Genomic DNA, 24,706 nt, shown 5'->3' with positions numbered 1-24,706 from the left:
ACCCAATCCCGCCATCCGCATTTGCTTATTTATAAACTATCTAAGTTTGGTTTGTTAGAAACAATCGATTACCTTAAAATACAAGGCTTTGCAGCGGGTTGCTGGTTCAGGTTGCGGTCATTGCTCCTCCCTCCAACTCGGCTTCAAATAGCTCTCTCAGTGTCAGAAAAATTTTCAATAGGACTGTTATGACCCACGTTGTGACCGAATCCTGCATCCGCTGCCGTTATACCGACTGCGTAGATGTATGCCCGGTGGATTGTTTCCGGGAAGGCCCAAACTTTCTTGCGATCGACCCCGATGAATGCATCGACTGCGCTGTTTGCGTCGCAGAATGCCCGGTCAATGCAATCTATGCAGAGGAAGATGTTCCTGCCGACCAGCAAAAATTCATCAAGCTGAACGTCGAGCTCGCACGCAATTGGCCTTCGATCACCAAGACGAAGGACCCGCTGCCGGAAGCTGACGAGTGGAAGGACGTCAAGGAAAAGCTGCAGTATCTGGAGAAGTAATTCTTTTCCGGCGCATAGGCACACAATCAGATAAAGCAGCACCGAAGGGAGACGAGAGCCAGTGCGGTGAACGACTGGCCACGGTCCCGATGGGTCGGCAGTCTTGGAATCCCTGAAAACCCTGAAACGCAGGCGGTATCCAAGAGTCGCGTGGAGCCGAACGGGGACGTAAATGTCCCCCTTCAATCTCCACACCGTGACACCGCGACGGGCTCGGACAAGGGCCGGTCGACACAGATGCTGTCATTGTCGGCATCGGGCCTGCGGGCAGTGCGTGATGCGATACTCCGGCAGACCGATACCGAGAAATTCGAAGCCAACGGCACAGACAGATCCAACGCCCCAAGCTCAGTTTGGGGCGTTTTTTCTTTCTGGCGGTTGCCTGCATCTTCCGGCTCTTTTAGCCCTATTCAGCTTCATGCGGCAAGGCGCCTACGCGCACTGCGACGCACGCTCACTGCCCTGCGAATTTCGTGACCGTTGCCGCCGTGATCAGGCCGGAATATGCAACACGCTCGCCGTTTGCCTTGAACCAGTAACTGCGCGGCTTCTCGCCGTGCCATTTCGGATCAATCGCATACCGCAACTGCTCGGGCGGCGCCGCACCGAATGCCCATGCATTCGCAGTCAGTCCGACCGAAGCCAGCCGCTTCTTCATAAGCGCCAGCGCCTCAGGATCCTCCACCGAATCAGTTGACAGGGTTACGATGTTGAGCCCTTTGCGCTTGCGCCTTTCCTGCGCGAGGTTCTTCATGCTGGCTGTGCAAAACTCGCAATCCAGCGACCAGACCAGGAGCACAAAAGGCTGGCCCTTCTGGCTGGCGACGATTCCTGCCATGCCGTCCGGCTCAAAGGATCGGATCGCCCCATCAGCCGCCGCGATGCTGGAGCACAGCATCAAAACAAGCCAAAGCACTGCACCGGTAACATGCTTCATTTCTGCCTCCGTTCGACTACGACAGTCTGCAGCCCTTCATTTCGAGTGCGCCAAACCAGCACAATTCCGGCAGGCGCACTTACCAGGCGCGGCTGGTCGGAAGCGCCCTCTGTCGTCGCCAGCACCTGTTCCTGCCATGACTTGCCGCCATCGCCGGACACTCTCGCCTGGATCGCGGTCAGCTTGCCGTCAAACTGTTTCCAGGCCAGAACAACATCCTGCTCGCGCACTGCGACGTCGGCATGGCTTGCTTGTGCAGTGCCAAGCAGTTCCGGCTTGGCCAACTTGCCCGAGGCGTCCGTCGCGGCGTAGTACACGCCGCCTTCCCCGTCTTTCATGCTGAACCATGCCTGGTGCCGCACCCCGTCTGCAGCATAGGCGAGCGCCGGGCCGTGGTGGGGGCAGGCATCGATACGCCAATCCTCGAAGCTCGCGCGGTGCAACGTGCCGCTCCTGCCGTCCGGGTCCAACTCGATCAAGGCATGATCACGCACATTGGGTTCGAACACATGGCGCCACATGGCGACCGGCTTCCCCGATGGGTTGAGTGCAAGCGCAATCCGGCAGCACTCGCAAGAGTGATCGGCCGCTTTGTAGTCTCCCCTGAAACTGGCACCGCCATCCTCGGACACAGCGTAATAAATTGCCGCACCTGTGTACTTCTGTTTGCGCGCCGTGGCGGCATGCAAGTCCCGCTTGTCGATCCACGCCACATAGATCCGCCCGTCCCTGTCCACGATCAGTGAGTCGAAGCGATGCGTGATCACGTCCCGGTTTGCGTGCACGGTAACGGGTTGTGAAAACGACTTTCCACCGTCAATCGAGCGCATGAAGCGAATCTCGCCCGAATAGGGCCTGGCAAGCGGCCTGGTGTACGTAATGTAGATTTCGCCCCTGGTGCCGAAGGCGATCTTCGGACGGTTCTCCCCATCCGCGGATATGGCCTCCGGCTCGTTCTGGATGCGCCGCGGAGCCGACCACGTCCTTCCCAGATCCGGTGATACCTGCAATACCACGTACTGCGCGTCGCCGGCGATTTCCTTGCTGACCACCCAGAGATTGCCTTGTGCATCCGCTGCGGCAGAAGTGCCAAGTTCGGAGCGGGCCGGTTTCGGGCTCTTTTGCTGCGCGTGCGCATGCGTGTCCTGTGCTGCGGTACTGAAGACGAACAGGCCCAGCATGACAAGGCAGAGCGCAACGGTACGGTGTAAGAATTTCATTCTCGTCTCCTCAGTAATTCAGGCGCGCTTCAGCATAGATGGTGCGTCCCGGATAAGGATGCGGCCCGACGTAGTAGCGCTTGTCCGTCACGTTATTGACACCGAACGCAAGCTTGCCGTGCTTGCCCACCTTATAGCCAAGCCGCACCTCCGCCACGGTGAAGGAGGAAATGCCGCCGGCGGTATCGTCATTGACGTCCATGTTCTCCAGCGTTCCGTACTGCCGCCCCTCATGACGCACACCGAGTGATCCCATCCATGGCCCGGTACGGTAGCTGCCCAGCAGGGACGCGCGCACACGCGGAACGCGCGGCCAGTCCTTGCCTTCGGATGCGGGGGTGACGGGATTCTCCAGCGTCCTGGAGCGCGCATAGGAAATGCTTGCCTGCAGGTCGAAACCGCTGATCAGGAAATCCACCTCCTGATATGCCGCTTCGATTCCGCGCGTGCGCACATGCTTCACGTTCTGTACCGTGGTGACGGTACTGGAGCCGACAATCTGCTGCTGATGCAGGATCGCATTTTCGATATCGTCCTCGAAGAGCGAGATGCGAAGACTGCCTTTGCCGTTCTCGCGCAGGAAGGAAAGCTCCTTTGCATCATTTACTTCCGGCTTCATGTTCGGATCGTTGTAGACAATGGCATTCGCTGACCGAGCCCCCTGGAACAGTTCCGATACGGTCGGAAAGCGAATGCCACGTGCCGCAGAAGCGCGCACCATCCATTCCGCATTCAGGTTATGCGCGAGCGAAAGCTTGGGACTGACGCCGGACTCACGGCGGTCGGCGTAGTTCACCTGGGGGCTACTCGTCGCACGCACGTCGAACTGTGATCCGTCGTAGGCGCGGAAACGCTCCACACGCACACCCGCCGTCGCTGTCCATTCCGGCAGGAGGTGCCATGCGTCCTGCGCGTAGAGTGCCTTCACTTCGGTCTTGCCGAAATAATTGCTGCTGTCCTCGGTGCCAAGCGAAGACAATGTAAGGCTGTCGGGGTCGTGCCAGTTTGCAAGACTGAAGGTCCGGTTCCTCAATGTGTAGTTGTTCTGAAAATAGCCAAAGGTCAGAGCGTGCTTCTCGCCTGCCTCCGGTATGTACGTCGTCTGCAGCTCGATGGTATTCCAGCGGGTTCCGTCTCCAACGGTATCCGTGCCGGCTTGCACTCCATGCGCGACCGGGTCGGATGCACCGGCCTCACGTGCACTGTTCGTCGCCATCCGGTAGGTAGACAGTTGTGCCGAATAATTCCAGCCGGTGCTGTGCCGGGTCCGCAGGCGGGCACCAACCTGCTCGTGCTCTTCCAGCCCCTTCTGCGGCGCCATGTTGGGCGCGTCATATCGCACGCCGTTGATGTTGACCCCTTGCCTCCTCCCGGACGAATATGCAACGGTACCAAGCCCGCGCCAGATCTCCTGGCCGGTCACGGCATCGCGCAACAGTGACTCGTTATAGATCCGATAGTCATTGCGCCAGTGCGCATACAGCATGTCGCCCTGCAACGTGGAGGTGAAGTCATAGGCCAGCTTGATCTTGGCCTGCTCCTGGACGCCTTTCTGCATGCCGGTTACACCCGCAACCACGCGCGGCCTGCCCTTCTCGTCGGCCTCCGACACTGCACCGGTTGCAACCGGCAAGCCTGCCACGTCAGCGCCATCGGCAGTCGCCACCGCGATGCCCATCGGCTGCGATTCGTAGGCCATCCGGTTCAAGCCGACCGCAAGCGCCAACGGCCCCCAGCGGTTGGCGACATAGGCACTCTCCTGGTCGCTATGGAAGTCGCGCTTGAAGCCATAGGCATCGAAGCTCTGTCGATGGACTTCGGCACCGCCGGAAGCTTCAAGAACTTTCGGCATGCGGGTCGTGATGGCAACCGTCGTACCGATCGAATTGCCGGGATAAATCGCAGAGAATGGCCCGTACAGCACGTCGACGCGCGCCACTTCTTCGGGTGCGACGATACTCCAGCGCGGGGCGTCGAAGCGCCCGAGGAAATTGGAAATCAGGTAGCCATCGACGTAAGCCAGTCCACGTGTCGGTTGCGTGGTCCCGAAGGAGCGTCCGCCAAGATTCGCATTGCGGTCGCCAATGAAGCGTTTTCGCACCGTGGTGTTCGGCGCGTAGTTCAGTGCATCCTCGGTATTGGTGTAGCTCTGTGTTTCGAGCGACTCCCGCGTCGTGGCGAAGGTGGAAGCCGGCAGGTTAGGGTCGAGCGGAGACCGTGCTGCGGTCACGACAACCGGCTCCATCGTTTTATCTTGCGCAGAGGAATACGCGGCAAAGGAGGATGACAAGGCCATCACCAGCAAAGAGCGGCACGGCAATCGGTTTAAGTTGTAAGTCTGCATGGTATGTCGGGCATGACTGCCCGTTGACGAATCGTGGACGCATGTGCGCTGACGCCATTGCAGCCCCCCCTGTCGCACGGTACGGATTGCCGTGCGGGCGAGGTACTGGTCACGACAGAGGTCCCGAACCCTGAGCGAATCGGGATCTCTGCCTGGCTGTCAGCAAACGAAAGTAACTGGCTCGCAGATCAGTGCAGCAGCGAACCGGAAGGTGTCACGCAAGGCGGGGCGGACCACGAAGATGCAGGCTGGCTGGTGCCAGAGCGAGGATGGGATCTTGAGTGCGGGAACGAAGCCTGAAGATGACGGGAACGACGTGCTCTCCGGCAATCGAGTGCGTTGCCAGAATCCCGAAATCGAAAACGGTGCAGACCGTACAGTGTTTGCGTTCGTGTTTTCCGTCCGATGAGTCGGGCAGCTGCTGTTCGACAGTCTTAATGCCGAAAGCGGTGCAGATCTCGGAGCGGATTGTTCCTTGCGATGTACTGGCATGGATGAAGGAGGGCAACAAACCCTGTACGAGCAGCGCCAACAGCGCTACCCATGCTGTACGTTTTAGCCCATCACCAGATCGAACCCACATTGCGTAATTTTTACAAAGCCAGGACGCGCGCCAGTCTCGTATGGCGTGCAAAGTGGCAAGATTATTACTGATTAGTGAGGCCGCCGTACCAATAAATAGCAATTCCCCTCTGCGACCCAAGGATTTATAGCCCTGGCACGCTTTATGCCACCCTTTCTATATGGCATAGAGCGCAGAACGAGTTATGTTTTTTGAAGTGGCGGATTCGCCACACTGCGCGTAGCGATTCATCCGGTGCTATTTGCCGGATCGCGCCTGCTGGACAGAAAAAGGGAATGCGGTATCAAGCTATTGTGCGTTTAGCCGCCAGTGCATATATGGGTGAAGAATTTCTTCGAAAAAGTTGAATGGCTTAGGCGCAATTAATCCAGTCACTTGTGCTATGTTTCTAAGGACCAATTTTCTTCACAGCAAGTTTCACGCTGTGATGAGGCGTCATCTCCGGGAGAGAAAAACATTTTTCCCGGGAAATTCCGCAAAATTGCATTTGATGCATTGCAGCAATATGGGTTTCTCTGCAGAATCTAGCGTCACCGGTACCACTTGAAAGAGGCCATTATGCTTTACCAATTTCACGAGCTGAACCGTACCTTCCTGAACCCGCTTATCCAATGGGCGGAAGCTTCTGCCAAGCTGTTCACGAACCCGGTCTCCCCGCTAGCACATACACCTTTCGCGCAACGCATCGCGGCTGGTTACGAATTGATGTACCGACTCGGCAAAGACTACGAAAAGCCCGAGTTCGGAATTAAAACCGTTCCCGTCAATGGCAAGTCCGTTGGCGTACTCGAAGAAGTTGCAGTTCAGAAACCGTTCTGCCGCCTGATTCATTTCAAAAAAGACCTGAGCGAAAAGCAGTTCGCCGGTCTCAACCAGCCGACCGTACTGCTGGTCGCGCCGCTGTCGGGCCACCATTCGACGCTGTTGCGCGATACCGTGCGCGCCCTGCTGTCCAATCATGACGTTTACATCACCGACTGGACCGATGCACGCATGGTGCCGATGACGGAAGGCCCGTTCCACCTGCATGATTACATTTACTACGTGCAGGAGTTCATTCGCCGCCTCGGCCCGGACCTGCATGTGATCTCGGTCTGCCAGCCGACGGTGCCTGTTTTGGCAGCCATCTCGCTGATGGCATCGGACAATGATCCGATGCTGCCAAAATCGATGACGATGATGGGCGGTCCGATCGACCCGCGCAAATCGCCCACCGAGGTGAACAACCTCGCCACCAAGCGCCCGTTCTCCTGGTTCGAGAACCGCGTGATCTACAGCGTTCCGCCGAACTACCCCGGCTTTGGCCGCAAGGTCTATCCGGGCTTCCTGCAGCACGCCGGCTTCATTGCAATGAATCCGGGCCGCCACGCGCAGAGCCACTGGGACTTCTACATGCACCTGCGCGCCGGCGACAACGAGTCGGCCGAAGAGCATCGCAAGTTCTATGACGAGTACAACGCCGTGCTCGACATGCCGGCCGAGTACTACCTGGAGACGATCAAGACGGTATTCCAGGAATTCCGCCTGCCGCTGGGCACCTGGGAAGTCGAAGGCAAGCTGGTCCGTCCGCAGGACATCAAGACTGTCGCGCTGTTCACCATCGAAGGCGAACTGGACGACATCTCCGGCGCCGGCCAGACGGAAGCGGCACATGAGCTGTGCTCCAGCATTCCAAAGTCGAAGAAGCAGCACCTGACCGCGCCGAAGTGCGGCCATTACGGCATCTTCTCCGGTCGCCGCTGGCGCGAGAACATCTGCCCGCAGATCGGCGAATTCATCAAGAAGCATTCCTGATCGTCGCAACGATCCCGCCTCAGACGCGAAAGCCGTTCCCCTTCCGGGCGAACGGCTTTTTTATTTGAAGCACGGACCGATTCCCCGGATAATTCCGCTTTTGCATCGAAAAACCCGCCGTGTCCTCCCCCGCTCCCACATCGCTGGCCACACCGGCCACACTGGCCGACCAGATCGAAGACCTGTTGCCGCAGACGCAATGCACGAAATGCGGCTATCCGGCATGCCGCCCCTATGCGGAAGCCATTGCCGATGGCAGCGCCAATTACAACCAATGCCCGCCTGGGGGTGCGGAGGGCGTTGCGCGCATTGCGAGCCTGCTGGGCAAACCCGTCATTCCTCTCAACTCCGTCAATGGTGTCGAGCGCCCACGAGCAGTGGCAGTCATTGATGAAACGCTGTGCATCGGCTGCACGCTGTGCATCCAGGCCTGCCCGGTCGACGCGATCGTTGGCGCCGCCAAGCAGATGCACACCGTCCTGCCGGACCTGTGCACCGGCTGCGACCTGTGCGTGGCGCCCTGCCCGGTCGATTGCATTGCGATGGTCGATGTCACACCCGGCAAGACCGGTTGGAATGCCTGGTCGCAGGAGCAGGCGGATGCTACGCGCGCTCGCCACAATTTCCGAGTATTTCGCCTACGGCGCGAAAAGGAAGAGAACGACGCGCGCCTGGCGGCAAAGGCTGCAGCAAAACTGAAAGCAGTGGAATCGGAGCCAACGCTCTCGGCGGAAGAAAAAGCAGCGCAGGCGCGCAAAAAGGCGATCATCCAGGCCGCGATGGAGCGCGCGCGCCTGCAGAAGGAGCAGATGGCTGCGAAGGCCGCCGGCACAACCGGCATGCGCGATGTTTCGCGCTCGGTTCAACGCCAGATCGACGACATCAACAGCAAGCTCGCCGATCAGGAAAAGGGGCGCGAATGAATGCGGAAAAACGCCTGGAAATTTTCCGTCGCTTCCGCGAGACCAATCCGCATCCGACAACGGAACTGGAATACACGACGCCTTTCGAACTGCTGATTGCGGTCATCCTGTCGGCGCAGGCGACCGACGTATCCGTCAACAAGGCCACGCGCAGGCTCTATCCCGTTGCCAATACGCCGGCCGCAATCCGCGCGCTCGGCACCGAAGGGCTGGAGGAATACATCCGCACCATCGGCCTGTACCGCACCAAGGCGAAGAACGTCATCGAAACGTGCCGCATCCTGCTCGAGCAGCACGGCGGCGAAGTACCGCGCACGCGCGAAGCGCTGCAGGCACTGCCCGGCGTCGGTCGCAAGACGGCCAATGTAGTGCTGAACACCGCATTCGGCGAACCGACGATGGCCGTGGACACGCATATCTTCCGCGTGTCCAACCGCACCAATATTGCGCCGGGCAAGAATGTAGATGAAGTGGAGAGCAAGCTGCTGAAGGTCGTGCCAAAGGAGTTCTTGCACGACGCGCATCACTGGCTCATTCTGCACGGCCGCTATACCTGCATCGCACGCAAGCCGCAATGTTGGAACTGCATCATCGCCGACCTGTGCGAATACAAGGACAAGACGCCCCTGCCGGACAAGGGCGTCTGATGTGTCAAGGGCCGCTCAGGCGATCCTGCACGCTTCATCAAACGTCAGACGCGGACCGCGCGGATAGACCTTGCTGCTGTCGCCGTAGCCGATGCTGCAGACGAAGTTCACCTTGACCGGCGTGCCGGCAAAGAATGCCGCATTGAGCTTGCCCGCATCGAATCCTGACATCGGCGCGCAATCGAGTCCGACCGCACGCGCGGCCATGATGAAGTAGCCCCCCTGCAGCGAGGAGTTACGCATGGCCGTGGCTTCGATCACCGGCTGGTTGCCTGCAAACCACGAGCGCGCATCGGTGGACGGATAGAGCTGCGGCAGCTTTTCATAAAACTCCATGTCCATGCCGATGATTGCCGTCACCGGGGCGGTGCGGGTCTTTTCGACATTGCCTGAATTCATGCAGCCCAGGAGTTTGTCCTTTGCCTCCGGCGATTTAACGAAGACAATGCGCGCGGGCGAACAGTTGGCCGATGTTGGCCCCCATTTCATCAGATCGTAGATCTGCTGCAACTGTTCGTCCGACACCGGACGGTCCTGCCAGCCCTGTTGAGTGCGTGCCTGCAGAAAAAGGGCATTCAGTGCGGATTCGTTCAACATGAGGTTTTCCCTTTTTGATGGTCGTTGTTGAAAGTCGTGCTTTTGGCACAGGCCGATCATGTTAGACGAATCGCGTTTCGGCTGCCGGTATCGGTACAATGACCGCTTCTCGCAAACCTGAAGTTCTCCACAACGATGTTTACCCCATCCCAGCATGACGTGCGCCGTTTTTTCTGCGAAACCTTTCGCAAGGTGCGCGCCAACGAAATCCTGACGCCACTGGAAGCGATTGCCCGCGACTGGATCGTGCAGCATGAGGAATATGCGGATGCACTCAAGGATGTGGAGGCAGCACTTGCAGCCGACTATTCCGTCGAGCGTGGACAAAGCAATCCATTCCTGCATCTGTCCATGCATCTCTCGATTGCAGAGCAGATCTCGATCGATCAGCCGCCGGGTATTCGCGCCGCGTTTCTCGGCCTCGCGCAGCGCCTCGGCTCCGAGCATGATGCGCATCACCAGATGATGGAGTGTCTGGGCGAGATGATCTGGACTTCGCAGCGCAGCGGCCTGCCTCCGGACGGTGCCGCCTATATTGAGTGCGTCAAGCGCCGATAACCCGGCGCAGCCTCGCCTGAACAGCGAGTGTTCATGAAGGGTCCCGAAGACGGGACACAAAAGCCTGATGAAAAAACAAAGGCCACGCTGAACGTGGCCTCTGCGGTTCGTGCCTTGGCCGGAGGATTACTTGCGCAATACCAGCGTCCCCGGCAGGCTGTTCAGGTAGGCGGCGATATTCTGGATGTCTTCTCGCGACAACGGTTGCACCTGCGCCCCCATGATCGCGTTGCCGCGCCCGTTCGCTCCGTTAGCGCCTCGCTTGTACGCGGTCAACGCAGCGGCGAGGTAATCCCGGTGCTGACCCGCAAGCTTGGGATAGGAAGGATCGATCGGGGTGTTGTAGTCCTTCCCGTGGCAGGAAGCACAATTGTATTTTTCCGCCGCGGCCTTTCCGGCATCGACATCACCGGCGGCAAGGGCATTGAAGGAAAACAAGGCGGCAGCGGTTGCGACAATTCTCTTCATCATGCGTCCCCTTACTTTTGCTGTGAGTAGTAAGCCGCAAGATCGGCAATATCCTGATCCGACAGGCCGGCGGCAATGCCGCGCATGCTCGGATTCTTGCGGTCACCCTTCTTGTAGGCGTTGAGCGCACTCTCGATGTACTTGGCCGACTGGCCGCCGATCATCGGCACCTGGTAAACCTCGGGGAATGCTGCCTTGTAGCCCGGGATACCGTGGCATCCGATGCACATGGCAATCTTGTTTTCTGCCGCCTTGGCATTGCCGGTGATTTCGGCAGCACCTGCAACGTTGGCAATACCCACGAGCGCAAGAAACGCAAATAGTTTTTTCATGGTATTTGGGGATGGTAGGTACGACATATCAGGAACTCGCCCACAGATGCGCCCGCTTGCTCACCGGCATGGCCGCATCGCGGACAAGGCCTTGATGTTCTAGGCGATTGCCGTCTCCCTGCAATCTGTAGGTGTTGCTCCTACACACCAAAGCGAATTGATTCTACATCAAGAATTTCTATCCGTCCGGGCAACACTCACTTATATTGCTGTACCTCATCCAACCCGGCGTTCGGCCATCTCGCCGGGTCGCCGCACGTCATTGTGGCCTTCTTCGGGCAAGGGCAGCGGCAGCACCGTCGCAGACCTTCTCTCCGGCAGCAGGAAAGAGCGCGACGCGAGCAAAATGCGCTGCAGCGCGGCTTGATAAACTTTGCGCCGCAGGCGTCTTGGCACCTCTCTCGCCCGCAATGCCAGCGCAAGCGCACAGAAGACGGCAATCCCCACGTTGAGTATTCCTGTCAGCACAACGCCGCCCAGCGCGAGCCAGAATTCAGCGCTGGTTACCACCGACCAGCCGATGCTTCCGGCCGCAGCGCTCAGCTCGCCCGCAGACACGGTGACATGGCGGATATCGAAAGGCAGCCCGAAAAACTGGGCGAGTGCGGGCGCCATGCCTAACAGCAGCGCCAGCGAGAGGACGCCGGCAATCGCCGCTACATGTTTCTCCAGCCACGCGGCCATGCGACCGGCGCGCGCCATGCCAAGCACGCGCGCAAGGCGGCGATGGCGGGCAAGTGCTGCGCGCATGCGGTTCAGCGCAAACCAGTTATCGACAAAGCCGGCAACCACGCTCGACAACCAGAACAGGACGCCGGTGACGGCCGCCATCAGCGGTGCGGTTCCGACAAGCGACAACCCCTTCAGCATTTCATGCGCCCTTTCAACATTCATGACGGGCGCGCCCAGCATGAATGTCATCATCCCCGCGATCACAGCAATGACCGGCACGACGGTCATCAGGTTGCCGCACAGCGTCGCTACCTGTGCCCGCACGATTCCGGCCACTTCCGTCATCAGGCCGCGCAAGCCATTGTCGTTGTCGAGCGCCTCCATGCTGGACGCGAGAACGGGCGCGATGACAGGCGACTGCATCGCAGCAACCGCACCACCGACCGCCAGGGCGACAACCAGCCCCGCCGCATAAATCAATGACGATGCAAGGCCGCCGAAGAAGCCTGTAGCGTCCATCGCGGGCAGGACACCTGCAAGCAGCACAACCATTGCCATTGCCGCCCCGCCACGCCAACCGGCCTTCAGCCTGGAATGGCACTCGGCCCGGTCGCGGGCGGCGTATTGCTCGCCATGGCTGGTATTGCGCTCGACCATTTTTCGGGCGAGCAGGGAAAAACTTCGGCTGAACAATCCGCTCACGGATGAACGATGGTGATGCGCATGAACGAGATCCGCGAGCAATGCCTTTACCTGCGACGGCAGCTCCCCTGTCATCGCTCCGGAACGCAGCTCTATCAGCCGTGCCATGCGCATCAGCTGGGCACGCATGCGCTCGACACGATATACAAGGCTGACTGATACGCCATGTTCGTCGAGGTGCGCGTAGATCCGGTCGGTCTGCGCCTGGCATACCGCGATCAGCATGCGCACGCTGCGCAGTGCCGACTCGTCGCCTGCCCCGGCCAGCAGGTACTTCTCAAGCTCCCTGCGCAGCGCCATGAAGGGCGTGGCCTGCAAAGGCATCGCAGGCTCCAGACGCTGGCGGAAATCGGGACTGATGCCCACAGCAATGATCATTGATGTGAGATAGGTGAGCGCTTCATCGATCTGTTGTTGTAGCTTGTGCGCAATGCCGTCATCGGCGCACAGCTTCCACAGGCGCACCAACGTTGTGTGGTCGAGCTCCGTCAACCAGACGGCGTCTGACGGCTGCGGGAACATCGCAGCAAACAATAAAGACAAATCCGTCTGCACTAGCGCCCTCGGCAACACTGCCTTGGCGATGCGGCCGGACAGTTCGCTGAAGAATGCGGGTTCGCCCGGCAGGCCGGTGGCACAGAACAATTCCGGCCCCAGCGCTTCACGCAGCGTCTTCTGCAAGGTCAGCTGGACCGTACGCCGCACATCGCGGTGTTCGTCGAGCCAGTCCAGAAGGCATCGGGTGCGTGTGTGCCGAATGCGGGTCCACGCCTGATCGCCCAGCCGGGAAACATGCGGTCGCCTGCGCAGCCATTCGGCGACATCAATCATCCAGTTCGCGCGCTCCGTCCAGTCCGCCGAGGGATTGGCACGGCGCATCAGGGCTTCGACCTGCATCTGGCATTCCAGGAGATGGTCGCCATGCTTCGGTGATCCTTGGCGGAAGCGTCGCCAGATCACCCACACTTTCATCAGGGAGATTTTCATGAACTTGTTTTCAGAGGGAATATTGATGCGACGGACGCAGGGCCGTGTGGCAACGGTCTGCGATCGCGTTCTCGCTTATACTTTGTTTTATTTTCTTCTCGATGACACAACGCTATGCGACAAGAAACACGCTTCGAAGGTTCCCAGAACTATGTTGCAACCAATGATCTGAAGCTGGCAGTCAACGCCGCGTTGACGCTGCAACGGCCGCTGCTGATCAAGGGCGAGCCGGGCACCGGCAAGACCATGCTGGCCGAGGAAGTCGCCGCCGCGCTCGGCATGCCGCTGCTGCAATGGCACATCAAGTCCACCACCAAGGCGCAGCAGGGCCTGTATGAATACGATGCTGTGTCGCGCCTGCGCGACTCGCAGCTTGGCGACGAACGCGTAAAGGACATCCACAACTACATCGTCAAGGGCGTGCTGTGGCAGGCGTTCACGTCGGACCAGCAAGTGGTGCTGCTGATCGACGAGATCGACAAGGCCGACATCGAATTCCCGAACGACTTGCTGCGCGAGCTCGACCGCATGGAGTTCTATGTGTACGAAACCCGCGAGATGGTGCGCGCAAAGAACCGCCCGCTGGTGATCATTACGTCGAACAATGAGAAGGAATTGCCGGACGCCTTCCTGCGCCGCTGCTTCTTCCACTACATCAAATTCCCGGACAAGGACACGATGGAACAGATCGTCGATGTCCACTTCCCGCAGTTGAAGAAAGACCTGCTCGCCCAGGCGCTGCAAACCTTCTACGAAGTGCGCGACGTTGCTGGCCTGAAGAAGAAGCCGTCCACTTCCGAACTGCTCGACTGGCTGAAGCTGCTGCTGGCGGAAGACATTCCCGCCGAGGCGCTGCGCAGCAAGGATGCAAAGGCGGTGGTGCCACCGCTGCATGGCGCGCTGCTGAAGAACGAACAGGACGTACACCTGTTCGAGCGGCTGGTGTTCATGTCGCGCACGAACCGTTAATCAATTCCGCACATCGCCATGGCCTTCGTCGCGCCCATTACTCTCGCTGGACGGCACGCCACGCTGGAGCCCTTGTCGTTCGAGCATGAGGAAGGCATTCGCCTTGCCGTTGCCGACGGCGAACTCTGGAAGCTCTTCTTTACCACCGTGCCGAAACCGGAGAACGTGCGCACCTACATCGAAGGCCTGCTGGGACAGCGTGAACGCGGCACGGCAATGGCATTCGCCGTACGTGACAACAGCAACGGCGAGATCGTCGGCGGCACGCGCTACCTGAACATCGATGCGCCCAACCGTCGCCTTGAGATCGGCGGCACCTGGTATGCATCGCGCGTGCAGCGCACCGCCGTCAATACCGAATGCAAGCTGATGCTGCTCACGCATGCGTTCGAGACGCTCGGCTGCATCGCGGTGGAGTTCCGCACCGACTGGTTCAACAAGCGTTCGCAGGCGGCCATCGAGCGCCTCGGCGCTAAACGCGACGGCCTGCTTCGCAACCACATGATCATGCCGGACGGGCGAGTTCGCGATACCGTCGTGTACAGCATCATCGAGAACGAGTGGCCGGGCGTAAAGCGCAATCTGCTCCACAAGCTGGAGGCGTAATCATGCTAATCGATTTCTTTTTCACCCTGAAAGACGCAAAGATTCCGGTCTCGATCAAGGAATTCCTGGTCCTGCTGGAAGCAATGCAGAAGAACGTGATCAGCCCGTCGCTGGACGACTTCTACTACCTGTCGCGCGCGACGCTGGTCAAGGACGAGGCGCATTACGACAAGTTCGACAAGGCGTTCGGCCTGTACTTCCGCGGCGTCGACGCGATCTTCGAGAAACACCCCGAGATTCCGCTCGAATGGCTGCAGAAGCGCATGGAGCGCGAGCTGACGCCAGAGCAAAAGGCGGCGATCGAGAAGTTCGGCTATGACAAGCTGATGGACCGGCTGAAGGAGTTGCTCAAGGAGCAGAAAGAGCGCCACGAGGGCGGCAACAAGTGGATCGGCACCGGCGGCACTTCGCCATTCGGTAACGGCGGCACCAACCCGGAAGGCATCCGCATCGGCGGCGAAGGCGGCAACCGTTCAGCCGTGAAGGTGTGGGAAGCACGCGCATTTCGAGATTATGACGGCGAACGCGAACTCGGCACGCGCAACATCAAGGTAGCCTTGCGCCGCCTGCGCAAGTTTGCGCGCGAAGGGGCGGAGGAAGAGCTGGCGCTGGACGACACGATTCGTGCGACCGCGAACAATGCCGGGTACCTCGACATCAAGATGCAGCCGGAGCGCAAGAACAACATCAAGGTGCTGATGCTGCTCGATGTCGGCGGCACGATGGACGATCACATTGCGCGCACCGAGGAACTGTTTTCCGCGGCGAAGACCGAGTTCAAGAACATGGAGTTCTACTACTTCCACAACTGCGTGTATGACTACCTGTGGAAAAACAACCGCCGCCGCCACGCCGAACGCTTCCCGACGTGGGATGTGCTGCGCAAGTACACGCCCGACACCAAGCTGATCTTCGTCGGCGATGCGACCATGAGCCCGTATGAAATCCTGTCCCCTGGCGGTTCCGTCGAGTACAACAACGAGGAGCCGGGCTCGGCCTGGCTGCAACGCTTCACCAGCACTTTCCCGAAATTCATCTGGCTGAACCCGGAGCCGGAAGGCCTATGGCAGTATCGCCAGTCGATTTCCGTCATCCGGCAATTGATGAACAACCGGATGTTCCCGGTCACGATCGATGGACTGGAGCGGGGAATGCGCTTGCTGAGCAAGTAAGCATCAGGCAGACCTGCGCAGACTCATGCGCGGGATCCGGGCAGTCGTCACGCTCGTGCCGCATCCCGCACCAGGGGCAGGAACCGCTTCAGGACGCTCTTGAGCTGATTGCTGGCTACGGGCTTGTTCAAATAACCGTCGACGCCGACGCGCCGCGCCTGCTCTATGTCGTAGACGAAGGGTTCTCTTGTCAGGAAAACCACCGCTGTCTTGATGGAACGGTCTTTTTCCTTTACGGTCCAGCAGAGTCGATACGGGTCGACAGCCGGCGTTGAGGTATTGATCAGCACCATTGCTGTCGGGGATTGACGGCTGAGCGCAACCGCCTTTTCCTCATCCCCGGCCCATTCCACGGGAAGGTTGTAGCGAGAAAGAATATCGGACAGATGGTCGCGAAAGGCGGGATTCTTGTCGACGACCAGCACCATGCCGTCACCCGGCACATGCTGTCGCAGCTTGAGGTATTTGCCCGGATCCGCCAGATCGATACCCAGCCGGTCACGGTGCCGCCGTTCCGGCACAACGATGATGTCCGATGCCTCCAGCCGGGATAAGGCATCCGCGCGCTGTTCGACCAGGCGGTCGAGCTTCTCGATGAGGTGCGCCCAGCGGATCGGTCTCGGCACCCGCGGATACGGCAAATCGATCGCTTGCGCGCCAACCAGCAATGCCGGACGTACGGGACTCGGACGCAGTTCGGCGAGGATCAGCAACGCCTTCATTTGTCCGGCATTGACGACATACAAATCAGGGTCTTGCAGGTTGCCTTCCAAAAGGCGTGCATATGCATATCCCTTGCCCCACCCTGCCGCAAAGGCAACATCGAAGGCAGCGTTTTCCTCGTCGGAAAAACCAATGAGGCGGACAGCGAACGGGAAACTACGTTTAAGCATCTCGCGATTCTATAAATAATTCCTGCCTCCGGTAAAAAACTTGTTGTTTACACGATGTGGTTAACTGGTAACAACCGTAACAGAGTGTTGATGCCCCTTGTCGTTGCAGCGTATCGTTGCGCCTTAGCGTTGCATTTTCATATTTCGTTTTCACCCTTGCGCACCGCTGCCAACACGTATTTCAAACCAATTCCCCAAGTGCGCCCTCCAACGCGCAGGCGGTCGGCTTTTTTCATTAGAATGCAGGAACTTATGTTTAAATGCGTTCTTTCAAGCAACAACCGCAATCACTGATTCCAGGTGTTTCCTCTGAATGGCAACTAAAAAATCCTCAGCTTCCGATTACAGCGAATCATCCATCCGGGTCTTGAAGGGACTCGAGCCGGTCAAGCAGCGCCCGGGCATGTACACCCGCACCGAGAATCCGCTGCACATCATCCAGGAAGTCATCGACAACGCGTCCGACGAAGCGCTGGGCGGCTTCTGCAAGAACATCGTGGTCACCCTCAATACCGACGGCAGCGTCAGCGTCGAGGACGACGGCCGCGGCATTCCGGTTGGCCTGCATCCGGAAGAAAAAGTTCCGACAGTCGAAATCGTCTTCACCCGCCTGCATGCCGGCGGCAAGTTCGACAAGGGTTCCGGCGGTGCCTACTCCTTCTCCGGCGGCCTGCATGGCGTCGGCGTGTCGGTGACCAATGCCCTTTCCACCCGCCTCGAGATCACGGTCTGGCGTGAAGGCGGCATGCACCAGCTCGCGTTTGCCCACGGCGACGTAGTTGAAAAACTGAAGACGCGCCCGCTGGCCCGCGACGAGAAAAAGAACGGCACGCGCGTGACCGTGTGGCCGGATGCGAAGTACTTCGATTCGTCCGCCATCCCGATGGCCGAGTTGCAACGGCTGCTGCGCTCCAAGGCAGTGCTGTTGCCGGGCGTGAAGGTCACACTGGTCAACGGCAAGAACGGCGAGAGCCAGACGTGGCACTATGAGCAGGGCTTGCGCGGTTACCTGATCGAATCGCTGGCACAGACATCCAGTGCCGAACCGCTGATCCCGCTGTTCGAAGGCGAGCAGTATGCGAATGGCAATGCGGAGTCGGAAGGCTTTGCCGAGGGTGAAGGCGCAGCCTGGGTGGTCGCCTGGACCGAAGAAGGCAACGTGGTGCGCGAATCCTACGTGAACCTGATCCCGACGCCGGCTGGCGGCACGCACGAAGCCGGCTTGCGCGAAGGCCTGTTCGGCGCGGTCAAGAGCTTTGTCGAAATGCATGCGCTGCTGCCGAAGGGCGTGAAGCTGCTGCCGGAAGACGTCTTTGCGCGCGTGTCCTTCGTGCTGTCCGCCAAGGTGCTGGACCCGCAATTCCAGGGTCAGATCAAGGAGCGCCTGAATTCCCGCGATGCCGTGCGCCTCGTCGCGAGCTTTACCAAGCCGGCGCTGGAGCTGTGGCTGAACCACCATGTCGACTACGGCAAGAAGCTGGCCGAACTGGTGATCAAGCAGGCCCAGTCGCGCCTGCGCTCGGCGCAGAAAGTGGAGAAGAAAAAGTCGTCCGGCGTCGCCGTGTTACCGGGCAAGCTGACCGATTGCGAATCGGACGATATTTCCCGTAATGAGCTGTTCCTCGTCGAGGGTGACTCGGCGGGCGGTTCCGCCAAGATGGGCCGCGACAAGGAATTCCAGGCAATTCTGCCCCTGCGTGGCAAGGTGCTGAACTCCTGGGAGACCGAGCGCGACCGCCTGTTCGCCAACAACGAGATCCATGACATCGCCGTCGCCATCGGCGTCGATCCGCACGGGCCAAACGATACGCCAGACCTGTCGGGCCTGCGCTACGGCAAGATCTGCATCCTGTCCGATGCGGACGTCGACGGCTCTCACATCCAGGTGCTGCTGCTGACGCTGTTCTTCAAGCACTTCCCGCAACTGATCGCACGCGGCCACATCTGCGTCGCGCGTCCGCCGCTGTTCCGTGTCGATGCGCCCGCGCGCGGCAAGAAGCAGGCGCAGAAGCTGTATGCACTGGATGACGGCGAACTGACGGCAATTGAAGACAAGCTGCGCAAGGACGGCGTGAAGGAAGGCGGCTGGGCGATCTCCCGCTTCAAGGGTCTGGGCGAGATGAATGCGGAGCAGTTGTGGGAAACCACGATGAATCCCGATACACGCCGCCTGCTGCCGGTGTCGCTGGGTGACTTTGACCTCGCGGCGTCAGAATCGCGCTTCAACATGCTGATGGGCAAAGGCGAAGCTGCCGCCCGTCGTGCCTGGCTGGAAGAACACGGCAACGAAGCGGAAGCGGATATCTGATTACGGTGTAGGGTGCGCTTTGCGCACCAGCATCGGTTCAACATTTTTTGGTGCGAACTGCGCACCCTACTATCAACATGACTGAACAAGCAAACCTGTTTGACGACATGCCTTCCGGCAGCAGCGGTGGTGGTGGCGACAGCGAAGCGCTGACGCTGGCGACCTTCGCCGAGCGCGCCTACCTTGACTATGCGATCTCTGTTGTAAAGGGGCGCGCACTTCCCGATGTCTCCGACGGCCAGAAGCCGGTGCAGCGCCGGATCCTGTACGCGATGAACGAGCTGGGACTCAACTCGACCGCGAAGCCGCGCAAGTCCGCTGCGGTGGTCGGCGACGTGCTGGGCAAGCTGCATCCGCACGGCGACCAGTCGGTGTACGACGCGCTGGTGCGCATGGCGCAGGACTTTTCACTGCGTTATCCGCTGATCGATGGCCAGGGTAACTTCGGCTCGCGCGACGGCGACGGCGCAGCGGCGATGCGTTATACGGAAGCGCGGCTGACGCCGATCTCCAAGCTGCTGCTCGACGAGATCGACATGGGCACGGTCGATTTCCAGCCGAACTACGACGGTTCGACGCAGGAGCCGAAGCTCTTGCCTGCGCGCCTGCCCTTCGTGCTGCTCAATGGCGCTTCCGGCATCGCGGTTGGCCTCGCGACGGAAATTCCGTCGCACAACCTGACCGAAGTCGCAAAGGCTGCGGTTGCGATGATCCGCAATCCGAAGCTCACGCATGCGGAGGTGATGGAAATGATCCCCGGACCGGACTTCCCGGGCGGCGGGCAGATCATCACGCCGGCGGCGGCGATCACAGAAATGTACGAGAACGGCCGCGGCACGCTGAAAGTGCGCGCGCGCTGGAAGATTGAAGACCTCGCGCGCGGCCAGTGGCAGGCAGTCGTGACTGAACTGCCGCCCGGCACGTCGGCGCAGAAGGTGCTGGAAGAAATAGAGGAACTCACCAATCCGAAGGTCAAGACCGGCAAGAAAACGCTGCTGCCCGAGCAGCTCGCACAAAAGCAGATGATCTTGTCGGTGCTCGACACGGTGCGCGACGAGTCCGGCAAGGATGCGCCGGTGCGCCTGGTGTTCGAGCCGAAGTCGAAGAACCAGGATCAGACCGAGTTCATGAACATCCTGCTGGCGAATACTTCGCTGGAGACCGGCACGTCGATCAACCTCGTGATGATCGGCGGCGACGGCCGTCCGCGCCAGAAGGGGCTGTCGCAGATCCTGCGCGAATGGATCGAGTTCCGCTTCGCGACGATCACGCGCCGCACGCAATTCCGCCTGCAGAAGGTGGACGACCGCATCCATATCCTCGAAGGCCGCGAAGCGGTGCTGCTGAACATCGACAAGGTAATCAAGATCATCCGCGAATCGGACGAACCAAAGCCGGCGCTGATCAAGGCCTTCAAGCTGTCCGACCGCCAGGCGGAAGACATCCTGGAAATCCGCCTGCGCCAACTGGCGCGCCTGGAAGCGATCAAGATCCAGCAGGAGCTCTCCGAGCTGCGCAACGAGAAGCAAACGCTGCACGATCTGCTCGACAATCCGGCCTCGATGAAGAAGCTGGTGATCAAGGAAATCGAAGGCGATGCCAAGCAGTTCGGCGATGCACGCCGTACCCTGATCGAGGAAGCGGAACGTGCCAGCGTCGAACAGAAAGTGGTCGACGAGCCGGTCACGGTCGTCGTCTCGCAGAAGGGCTGGGTGCGTGCGCGTACCGGCCACGGCCATGATCCGGCCCAGTTCACTTTCAAAGCGGGCGACAGCCTGTACGGCACGTTTGAATGCCGCACCGTCGACACTTTACTCGCCTTCGGCTCCAACGGCCGCATCTACTCCGTTGCGGTATCGGCATTGCCCGGTGCGCGCGGTGACGGCGTGCCGGTCACAACGTTGATCGAACTGGCCAGCGGCACGCGCTTGCTGCACTACTTCGCCGGCCCGGGGGACACGACGCTGATGCTGGCGTCGACCGCCGGTTACGGCTTCACTGCGAAGGCAGGCGACATGGTCAGCCGTATCAAGGCAGGCAAGGCGTTCATGACGCTCGATGAAGGCGACGAGCCGCTGGCGCCGCGCGTTGTCGCCGCTGACGCGAGCGCGATCGCATCGCTGTCCGAGAAAGGACGCCTGCTGGTGTTTGGCATGGATGAGATGAAGAGCCTGTCCGGCGGCGGCCGCGGCGTGATCCTGATGGAGCTGGAGAAGAACGAGAAGCTGCTCGCAGTGCAACCGATCAGCCAGAAAGGTGTCGTCGTGTCCGGCGTCGGTCGTGGCGGCAAGGCGCAGGACCTGCCGCTGTCCGCTTCCGCACTCGCGCCGCATATCGGCAAGCGTGCGCGCAAGGGCAAGGCGCTGGAAGGAACGAAGCTGAAGCCGGCAGTGCTTGCAGCGATACGGTAGGCCGTAGCGGCGCTTTGCGCATCCTGCAGCGTATAAGGAAACGGGCCTCTCTTTCGACAGGCCCGTTCTTTATTGAAGCCAATGCTGCAATTCTTCGCCGGATCAGTCCGGCTCTTGTCCGGCGCTTAAATGCGGTCTGTAGGGTGCGCTGTGCGTACCGCTTTTCGGCGTTGGGAAGGTGCGCAGAGCGCACCCTACCTTTGTCTTGGTTCCGCCTCTCTCAGCCGGTGCTTGAGAACCGTAGCGCGGTATGAGCCTGGACGGGAAAATCAGTTTGTAGGGTGCGCTCGGCGCACCGCTTTCCGGCACTGGTAAAGGTGCACAGCACGCACCCTACATCCGATAAAAAAGCGGGGCTGTCCAAAGACAGGCCCGCTTTTTCACTGGTGCTCCGGCAATGACGGCTTAGAGCTTCGAGGCAATCAGTTTTCCGAGTCGCGCCACACCTTCGCGGATTTTCTCCGGCGGCACAGTGACGAAGCTCAGGCGTAGCGTGTTGTTCTCCGGCGTATTGGCGTAGAACGGCGCACCCGGCACGAAGGCGACATTCTGTGCAACCGCCTCGTCCAGCAGTTTCATCGTGTCGATGTGCTTTGGCAGCGTGACCCAGATAAACATGCCGCCTTCCGGCTTGGTCCAGGTGACGGACGCCGGGAAGTGTTCCTTCAATGCAGCCATCATTGCATCGCACTGGTCCGAGTAGAGTTTGCGGATAGTCGGGATGTGCTGGTCGAGGAAACCGTCCTTGATCGCTTCGTACACCACCATCTGCGTCAGCTGCGCGGTGTGCAGGTCGGCCGCCTGCTTTGCCTGCTCCAGCTTGCGCACCAGCGGCAGCGGCGCGACCACGTAACCGAGGCGAATGCCAGGCGTAAGCACCTTGGAGAAGGAGCCCATGTAGATGACGCCGTCCGGGTTCATCGAGATCATCTTCGGCAGCGGCTCGCCGCGATAGCTGAGCGCGCCGTAAGGATCGTCCTCGATCAACGGCAGGCCGAGGCGCGCGCAGGTTTCCACCAGCGCGGTGCGGCGCTCTACCGACAGGGTGCGGCCGGTCGGGTTCTGGAAATTCGGCAACGCGTACAGCAGGCGTGCGCCCTGCGCGACGCCGGCCACCTGTTCCGGCAGCAGGCCGTGGTCGTCGGTCGGCACCGACATGAATTCGGGCTGGTAGACGGAGAAGGCCTGCAAGGCGCCGAGATAGCTGGGCGTCTCGACCAGCACCTTGCTGCCTTCATCGATCAGGACTTTCGCGAGCAGGTCCAGGCCTTGTTGCGACCCGGATACCATCAGTACCTGTTCCGCGGAGATTTTCGCGCCGCCAGTGGAAAGCGACGCGGCGATCCATTCGCGCAGAGGGCCGTAGCCGTCGGTCGGGCCGTATTGCAATGCGACCTTGCCCTGGTTCGCCAGCACCGTATCGAAGGCGGCGCGCATGTGCTCGACCGGGAAGGTCGCCGGGGACGGCAGGCCGCCCGCAAAAGAGATGACTTCCGGACGGACTGTCACCTTCAGGATTTCGCGGATGACCGAGCTTTGCAGCTGCTCAGCGCGTTTGGAGAATTGCCAATTGATCGGTGCGGGGTTTTCCATTTTCATACTTATCTCATTAATGAATGACGGCTTGCGCCGCGATGTCGGGCTGCTGGTGGCAGCCTTCTGGAGAACGGCGCCGGGTACACGTCGTCCGCATTTAACTTGTCTTTACTGCCTGTCTTTGATGCTTGTACTTCCATCGGCGGCTATTACGCCACCAAGTTCCCTTCGATACAGGTGACGGCTTCGCCACCCAGCCAAATCACATCCTGTTCGTGCACGATTCGGAGATGGCCGTCACGGCCGATGCAACGCCCTTGACGCGCCGCGTAATCAACGGCACCGCGACGCTCGCGCAGGTAATACGCGACGGCACCATTGCCGCTGCCGCAGACCGGGTCTTCCGGCGTGCCTTCATGTGGCGCAAAGGAACGCACTTCCACTATTTCACCATCGAACCCGAACAGGTTCACGCCATTCGTGCCGGCAAGCCGCGCGGTTGCCGCGACCGTCGCCATGTCAGGGCGCAGGCTGCGCAGCGTTTCGCCACTGGCAACCGGTGCGGTGAGCCAGGTAATGCCGAGATCGACCACGACAGGTGCGTCCTGCAGCTTGGCGCCAACCGCTTCTTCGAGCGCCATGCGCACCGCGTCGCTGACCGGCCGGAAGGTCGCCTTCGGCAACGCGAGGCGGATGCCCGCACCATCGGTCTTAAGCCGGACCAGTCCGACGCCGCATTCCTGCACCAGCTCGCCCGCTTTTTTCGGCACGCCGCCGGATGACAGCCATGCATGCGCACTGCCGATCGTCGGATGGCCGGCAAACGGCAGTTCGGTCAGCGGAGCAAAGATGCGCAAGCGGTAATCCGCTTCCGCATGCTCGGGCTTGCAGACGAAGGTGGTTTCCGACAGGTTGGTCCAGCGCGCGATCGCCTGCATCTGCTCCGTCGACAGTCCGTCGCCGTCGAGGATCACCGCCACCGGGTTGCCCTTGTACGGCACGGTGGTGAAGACGTCGACTTGCTTGAACCGGCGTTGCATGCGTGATTACCCTTGCGTGGAAATCAGGCGACTTCGGCGATCAGTTCGATCTCGACGCAGGCGCCCAGCGGGATCTGCGCGACACCGAAGGCCGAGCGGGCGTGCTTGCCCTGCTCGCCGAACACCTCGCCCAGCAGGTCGGATGCGCCGTTGGTCACCAGATGCTGCTCGGTGTAATCCGGTGTGGAATTCACGAGACTCATCACCTTCACGATGCGCTTGACGCGGTTGAGGTCGCCACCACAGGCTGCCTGCAGCGTCGCGATCAGGTCGATGGCAACGGCACGGGCCGCCTGCTTGCCTTCCTCGGTGGTCATGTTCTTGCCGAGTTGTCCAACCCAGACCTTGCCGTCTTTCTTGGCAATATGGCCGGAGATGAAAACGGTGTTGCCTGTCTGCGCAAACATCACATAGGAGGCCGCCGGTGCAGCGACCGGAGGAAGTTCGATGTTGAGTGCTTTGAGTTTTTCGTAGAAAGACAAGATGGTCTCCAGA

Annotated in this window: 22 protein-coding genes; 10 read left to right on the top strand and 12 right to left on the bottom strand. The window is 60.0% G+C overall.

Features of this window, described 5'->3' with window-relative positions; translation table 11 throughout:
• Positions 1 to 188 precede the first annotated feature (188 nt).
• Complete coding sequence (fdxA, locus tag ACYVIA_RS08820; RefSeq protein ID WP_460839925.1) at positions 189 to 512, top strand: ferredoxin FdxA; 324 nt, start codon at positions 189 to 191, stop codon at positions 510 to 512.
• 454 nt (positions 513 to 966) lie between these two features.
• On the opposite strand, the gene ACYVIA_RS08815 is transcribed toward fdxA, so the two are convergent.
• From ACYVIA_RS08815 to ACYVIA_RS08800, 4 genes are all read right to left on the bottom strand, one after another.
• Positions 967 to 1,449: a peroxiredoxin family protein gene (locus ACYVIA_RS08815; RefSeq protein WP_460839923.1), complete on the bottom strand. Its 483-nt coding sequence runs from the start codon at positions 1,447 to 1,449 to the stop codon at positions 967 to 969.
• The gene (locus ACYVIA_RS08810; RefSeq protein WP_460839921.1) at positions 1,446 to 2,669 is read right to left on the bottom strand and encodes a sialidase family protein; all 1,224 of its coding nucleotides are present in this window, start codon (positions 2,667 to 2,669) and stop codon (positions 1,446 to 1,448) included. Before ACYVIA_RS08810 ends, ACYVIA_RS08815 begins: the two co-directional genes overlap by 4 nt.
• A 10-nt stretch (positions 2,670 to 2,679) precedes the next feature.
• Entirely contained in the window at positions 2,680 to 5,013 is a 2,334-nt protein-coding gene (locus ACYVIA_RS08805; RefSeq protein ID WP_460839918.1) for a TonB-dependent receptor, read from the bottom strand.
• A gap of 214 nt (positions 5,014 to 5,227) precedes the next feature.
• Complete coding sequence (locus tag ACYVIA_RS08800) at positions 5,228 to 5,596, bottom strand: DUF2946 family protein (protein ID WP_460840524.1); 369 nt, start codon at positions 5,594 to 5,596, stop codon at positions 5,228 to 5,230.
• A 558-nt stretch (positions 5,597 to 6,154) separates the two neighbouring features.
• On the opposite strand from ACYVIA_RS08800, the gene ACYVIA_RS08795 reads away from it, so the two are divergent.
• The 3 genes from ACYVIA_RS08795 (at position 6,155) to nth (ending at position 8,960) form a co-directional block, all read left to right on the top strand.
• Positions 6,155 to 7,390 (top strand): polyhydroxyalkanoate depolymerase, encoded by a 1,236-nt coding sequence (locus tag ACYVIA_RS08795; protein ID WP_460839916.1) that lies wholly within the window; start codon positions 6,155 to 6,157, stop codon positions 7,388 to 7,390.
• Between the two features lie 119 nt (positions 7,391 to 7,509).
• On the top strand, positions 7,510 to 8,313 hold the full coding sequence (rsxB, locus tag ACYVIA_RS08790) for an electron transport complex subunit RsxB (RefSeq protein WP_460839914.1): 804 nt from the start codon (positions 7,510 to 7,512) through the stop codon (positions 8,311 to 8,313).
• Positions 8,310 to 8,960: an endonuclease III gene (gene nth, locus ACYVIA_RS08785; RefSeq protein WP_460839912.1), complete on the top strand. Its 651-nt coding sequence runs from the start codon at positions 8,310 to 8,312 to the stop codon at positions 8,958 to 8,960. Before rsxB ends, nth begins: the two co-directional genes overlap by 4 nt.
• Positions 8,961 to 8,975: 15 nt before the next feature.
• On the opposite strand, the gene ACYVIA_RS08780 is transcribed toward nth, so the two are convergent.
• Positions 8,976 to 9,557, bottom strand: coding sequence for a malonic semialdehyde reductase (locus ACYVIA_RS08780; RefSeq protein WP_460840523.1), 582 nt, complete (start codon positions 9,555 to 9,557; stop codon positions 8,976 to 8,978).
• Between the two features lie 135 nt (positions 9,558 to 9,692).
• On the opposite strand from ACYVIA_RS08780, the gene ACYVIA_RS08775 reads away from it, so the two are divergent.
• Positions 9,693 to 10,115, top strand: coding sequence for a DUF1841 family protein (locus tag ACYVIA_RS08775; RefSeq protein ID WP_460839911.1), 423 nt, complete (start codon positions 9,693 to 9,695; stop codon positions 10,113 to 10,115).
• Between the two features lie 126 nt (positions 10,116 to 10,241).
• Here the strand turns inward: ACYVIA_RS08775 and ACYVIA_RS08770 are convergent, their stop codons facing one another.
• The 3 genes from ACYVIA_RS08770 to ACYVIA_RS08760 all read right to left on the bottom strand — a co-directional run bounded on the left by ACYVIA_RS08770 (position 10,242) and on the right by ACYVIA_RS08760 (position 13,276).
• Entirely contained in the window at positions 10,242 to 10,583 is a 342-nt protein-coding gene (locus ACYVIA_RS08770) for a c-type cytochrome (RefSeq protein ID WP_460840520.1), read from the bottom strand.
• 11 nt (positions 10,584 to 10,594) lie between these two features.
• Complete coding sequence (locus ACYVIA_RS08765; RefSeq protein WP_460839909.1) at positions 10,595 to 10,915, bottom strand: c-type cytochrome; 321 nt, start codon at positions 10,913 to 10,915, stop codon at positions 10,595 to 10,597.
• Between the two features lie 216 nt (positions 10,916 to 11,131).
• Positions 11,132 to 13,276, bottom strand: a complete 2,145-nt coding sequence (locus ACYVIA_RS08760) for a preprotein translocase subunit TatB (protein WP_460839907.1) — start codon at positions 13,274 to 13,276, stop codon at positions 11,132 to 11,134.
• 114 nt (positions 13,277 to 13,390) lie between these two features.
• Between ACYVIA_RS08760 and ACYVIA_RS08755 the strand changes: the two genes are divergently transcribed.
• The 3 genes from ACYVIA_RS08755 to ACYVIA_RS08745 are packed head-to-tail and all read left to right on the top strand — an operon-like array spanning position 13,391 to position 16,023.
• Positions 13,391 to 14,245, top strand: a complete 855-nt coding sequence (locus ACYVIA_RS08755; protein WP_460839904.1) for an AAA family ATPase — start codon at positions 13,391 to 13,393, stop codon at positions 14,243 to 14,245.
• Between the two features lie 18 nt (positions 14,246 to 14,263).
• The gene (locus tag ACYVIA_RS08750; protein ID WP_460839903.1) at positions 14,264 to 14,851 is read left to right on the top strand and encodes a GNAT family N-acetyltransferase; all 588 of its coding nucleotides are present in this window, start codon (positions 14,264 to 14,266) and stop codon (positions 14,849 to 14,851) included.
• A 2-nt stretch (positions 14,852 to 14,853) separates the two neighbouring features.
• On the top strand, positions 14,854 to 16,023 hold the full coding sequence (locus tag ACYVIA_RS08745; RefSeq protein WP_460839901.1) for a vWA domain-containing protein: 1,170 nt from the start codon (positions 14,854 to 14,856) through the stop codon (positions 16,021 to 16,023).
• Positions 16,024 to 16,070: 47 nt separating this feature from the next.
• Here the strand turns inward: ACYVIA_RS08745 and ACYVIA_RS08740 are convergent, their stop codons facing one another.
• Positions 16,071 to 16,916 (bottom strand): response regulator, encoded by an 846-nt coding sequence (locus ACYVIA_RS08740; protein WP_460839899.1) that lies wholly within the window; start codon positions 16,914 to 16,916, stop codon positions 16,071 to 16,073.
• A gap of 313 nt (positions 16,917 to 17,229) precedes the next feature.
• Here ACYVIA_RS08740 and ACYVIA_RS08735 point away from each other — a divergent pair, with 313 nt between their 5' ends.
• Together ACYVIA_RS08735 and parC are read left to right on the top strand one after the other, a co-directional pair.
• Positions 17,230 to 19,224, top strand: a complete 1,995-nt coding sequence (locus tag ACYVIA_RS08735) for a DNA topoisomerase IV subunit B (RefSeq protein WP_460839897.1) — start codon at positions 17,230 to 17,232, stop codon at positions 19,222 to 19,224.
• A gap of 77 nt (positions 19,225 to 19,301) precedes the next feature.
• Entirely contained in the window at positions 19,302 to 21,635 is a 2,334-nt protein-coding gene (gene parC / locus ACYVIA_RS08730; protein WP_460839895.1) for a DNA topoisomerase IV subunit A, read from the top strand.
• A gap of 405 nt (positions 21,636 to 22,040) precedes the next feature.
• Here parC and ACYVIA_RS08725 read toward each other — a convergent pair whose 3' ends face one another.
• The 3 genes from ACYVIA_RS08725 to ACYVIA_RS08715 form a co-directional block, all read right to left on the bottom strand.
• On the bottom strand, positions 22,041 to 23,234 hold the full coding sequence (locus ACYVIA_RS08725; protein ID WP_460839893.1) for an aminotransferase-like domain-containing protein: 1,194 nt from the start codon (positions 23,232 to 23,234) through the stop codon (positions 22,041 to 22,043).
• 146 nt (positions 23,235 to 23,380) lie between these two features.
• Positions 23,381 to 24,211 (bottom strand): PhzF family phenazine biosynthesis protein, encoded by an 831-nt coding sequence (locus tag ACYVIA_RS08720; RefSeq protein WP_460839890.1) that lies wholly within the window; start codon positions 24,209 to 24,211, stop codon positions 23,381 to 23,383.
• Positions 24,212 to 24,234: 23 nt separating this feature from the next.
• Positions 24,235 to 24,693, bottom strand: a complete 459-nt coding sequence (locus ACYVIA_RS08715; protein WP_460839888.1) for a RidA family protein — start codon at positions 24,691 to 24,693, stop codon at positions 24,235 to 24,237.
• Positions 24,694 to 24,706 lie beyond the last annotated feature (13 nt).

Source organism: Noviherbaspirillum agri (genome assembly GCF_054780595.1).
The sequence above is the reverse complement of the archived record's forward strand: the minus strand, read 5'-3'. Positions and strand labels throughout refer to the sequence as shown.

Coding starts and splice junctions, on each gene's coding strand:
- fdxA (WP_460839925.1), top strand. CDS start 189: ATGACCCACGTTGTGACCGAATCCTGCATCCGCTGCCGTTATACCGAC.
- ACYVIA_RS08815 (WP_460839923.1), bottom strand. CDS start 1,449: ATGAAGCATGTTACCGGTGCAGTGCTTTGGCTTGTTTTGATGCTGTGC.
- ACYVIA_RS08810 (WP_460839921.1), bottom strand. CDS start 2,669: ATGAAATTCTTACACCGTACCGTTGCGCTCTGCCTTGTCATGCTGGGC.
- ACYVIA_RS08805 (WP_460839918.1), bottom strand. CDS start 5,013: ATGCAGACTTACAACTTAAACCGATTGCCGTGCCGCTCTTTGCTGGTG.
- ACYVIA_RS08800 (WP_460840524.1), bottom strand. CDS start 5,596: ATGTGGGTTCGATCTGGTGATGGGCTAAAACGTACAGCATGGGTAGCG.
- ACYVIA_RS08795 (WP_460839916.1), top strand. CDS start 6,155: ATGCTTTACCAATTTCACGAGCTGAACCGTACCTTCCTGAACCCGCTT.
- nth (WP_460839912.1), top strand. CDS start 8,310: ATGAATGCGGAAAAACGCCTGGAAATTTTCCGTCGCTTCCGCGAGACC.
- ACYVIA_RS08780 (WP_460840523.1), bottom strand. CDS start 9,557: ATGTTGAACGAATCCGCACTGAATGCCCTTTTTCTGCAGGCACGCACT.
- ACYVIA_RS08775 (WP_460839911.1), top strand. CDS start 9,693: ATGTTTACCCCATCCCAGCATGACGTGCGCCGTTTTTTCTGCGAAACC.
- ACYVIA_RS08770 (WP_460840520.1), bottom strand. CDS start 10,583: ATGAAGAGAATTGTCGCAACCGCTGCCGCCTTGTTTTCCTTCAATGCC.
- ACYVIA_RS08765 (WP_460839909.1), bottom strand. CDS start 10,915: ATGAAAAAACTATTTGCGTTTCTTGCGCTCGTGGGTATTGCCAACGTT.
- ACYVIA_RS08760 (WP_460839907.1), bottom strand. CDS start 13,276: ATGAAAATCTCCCTGATGAAAGTGTGGGTGATCTGGCGACGCTTCCGC.
- ACYVIA_RS08755 (WP_460839904.1), top strand. CDS start 13,391: ATGCGACAAGAAACACGCTTCGAAGGTTCCCAGAACTATGTTGCAACC.
- ACYVIA_RS08750 (WP_460839903.1), top strand. CDS start 14,264: ATGGCCTTCGTCGCGCCCATTACTCTCGCTGGACGGCACGCCACGCTG.
- ACYVIA_RS08745 (WP_460839901.1), top strand. CDS start 14,854: ATGCTAATCGATTTCTTTTTCACCCTGAAAGACGCAAAGATTCCGGTC.
- ACYVIA_RS08740 (WP_460839899.1), bottom strand. CDS start 16,916: ATGCTTAAACGTAGTTTCCCGTTCGCTGTCCGCCTCATTGGTTTTTCC.
- ACYVIA_RS08735 (WP_460839897.1), top strand. CDS start 17,230: ATGGCAACTAAAAAATCCTCAGCTTCCGATTACAGCGAATCATCCATC.
- parC (WP_460839895.1), top strand. CDS start 19,302: ATGACTGAACAAGCAAACCTGTTTGACGACATGCCTTCCGGCAGCAGC.
- ACYVIA_RS08725 (WP_460839893.1), bottom strand. CDS start 23,234: ATGAAAATGGAAAACCCCGCACCGATCAATTGGCAATTCTCCAAACGC.
- ACYVIA_RS08720 (WP_460839890.1), bottom strand. CDS start 24,211: ATGCAACGCCGGTTCAAGCAAGTCGACGTCTTCACCACCGTGCCGTAC.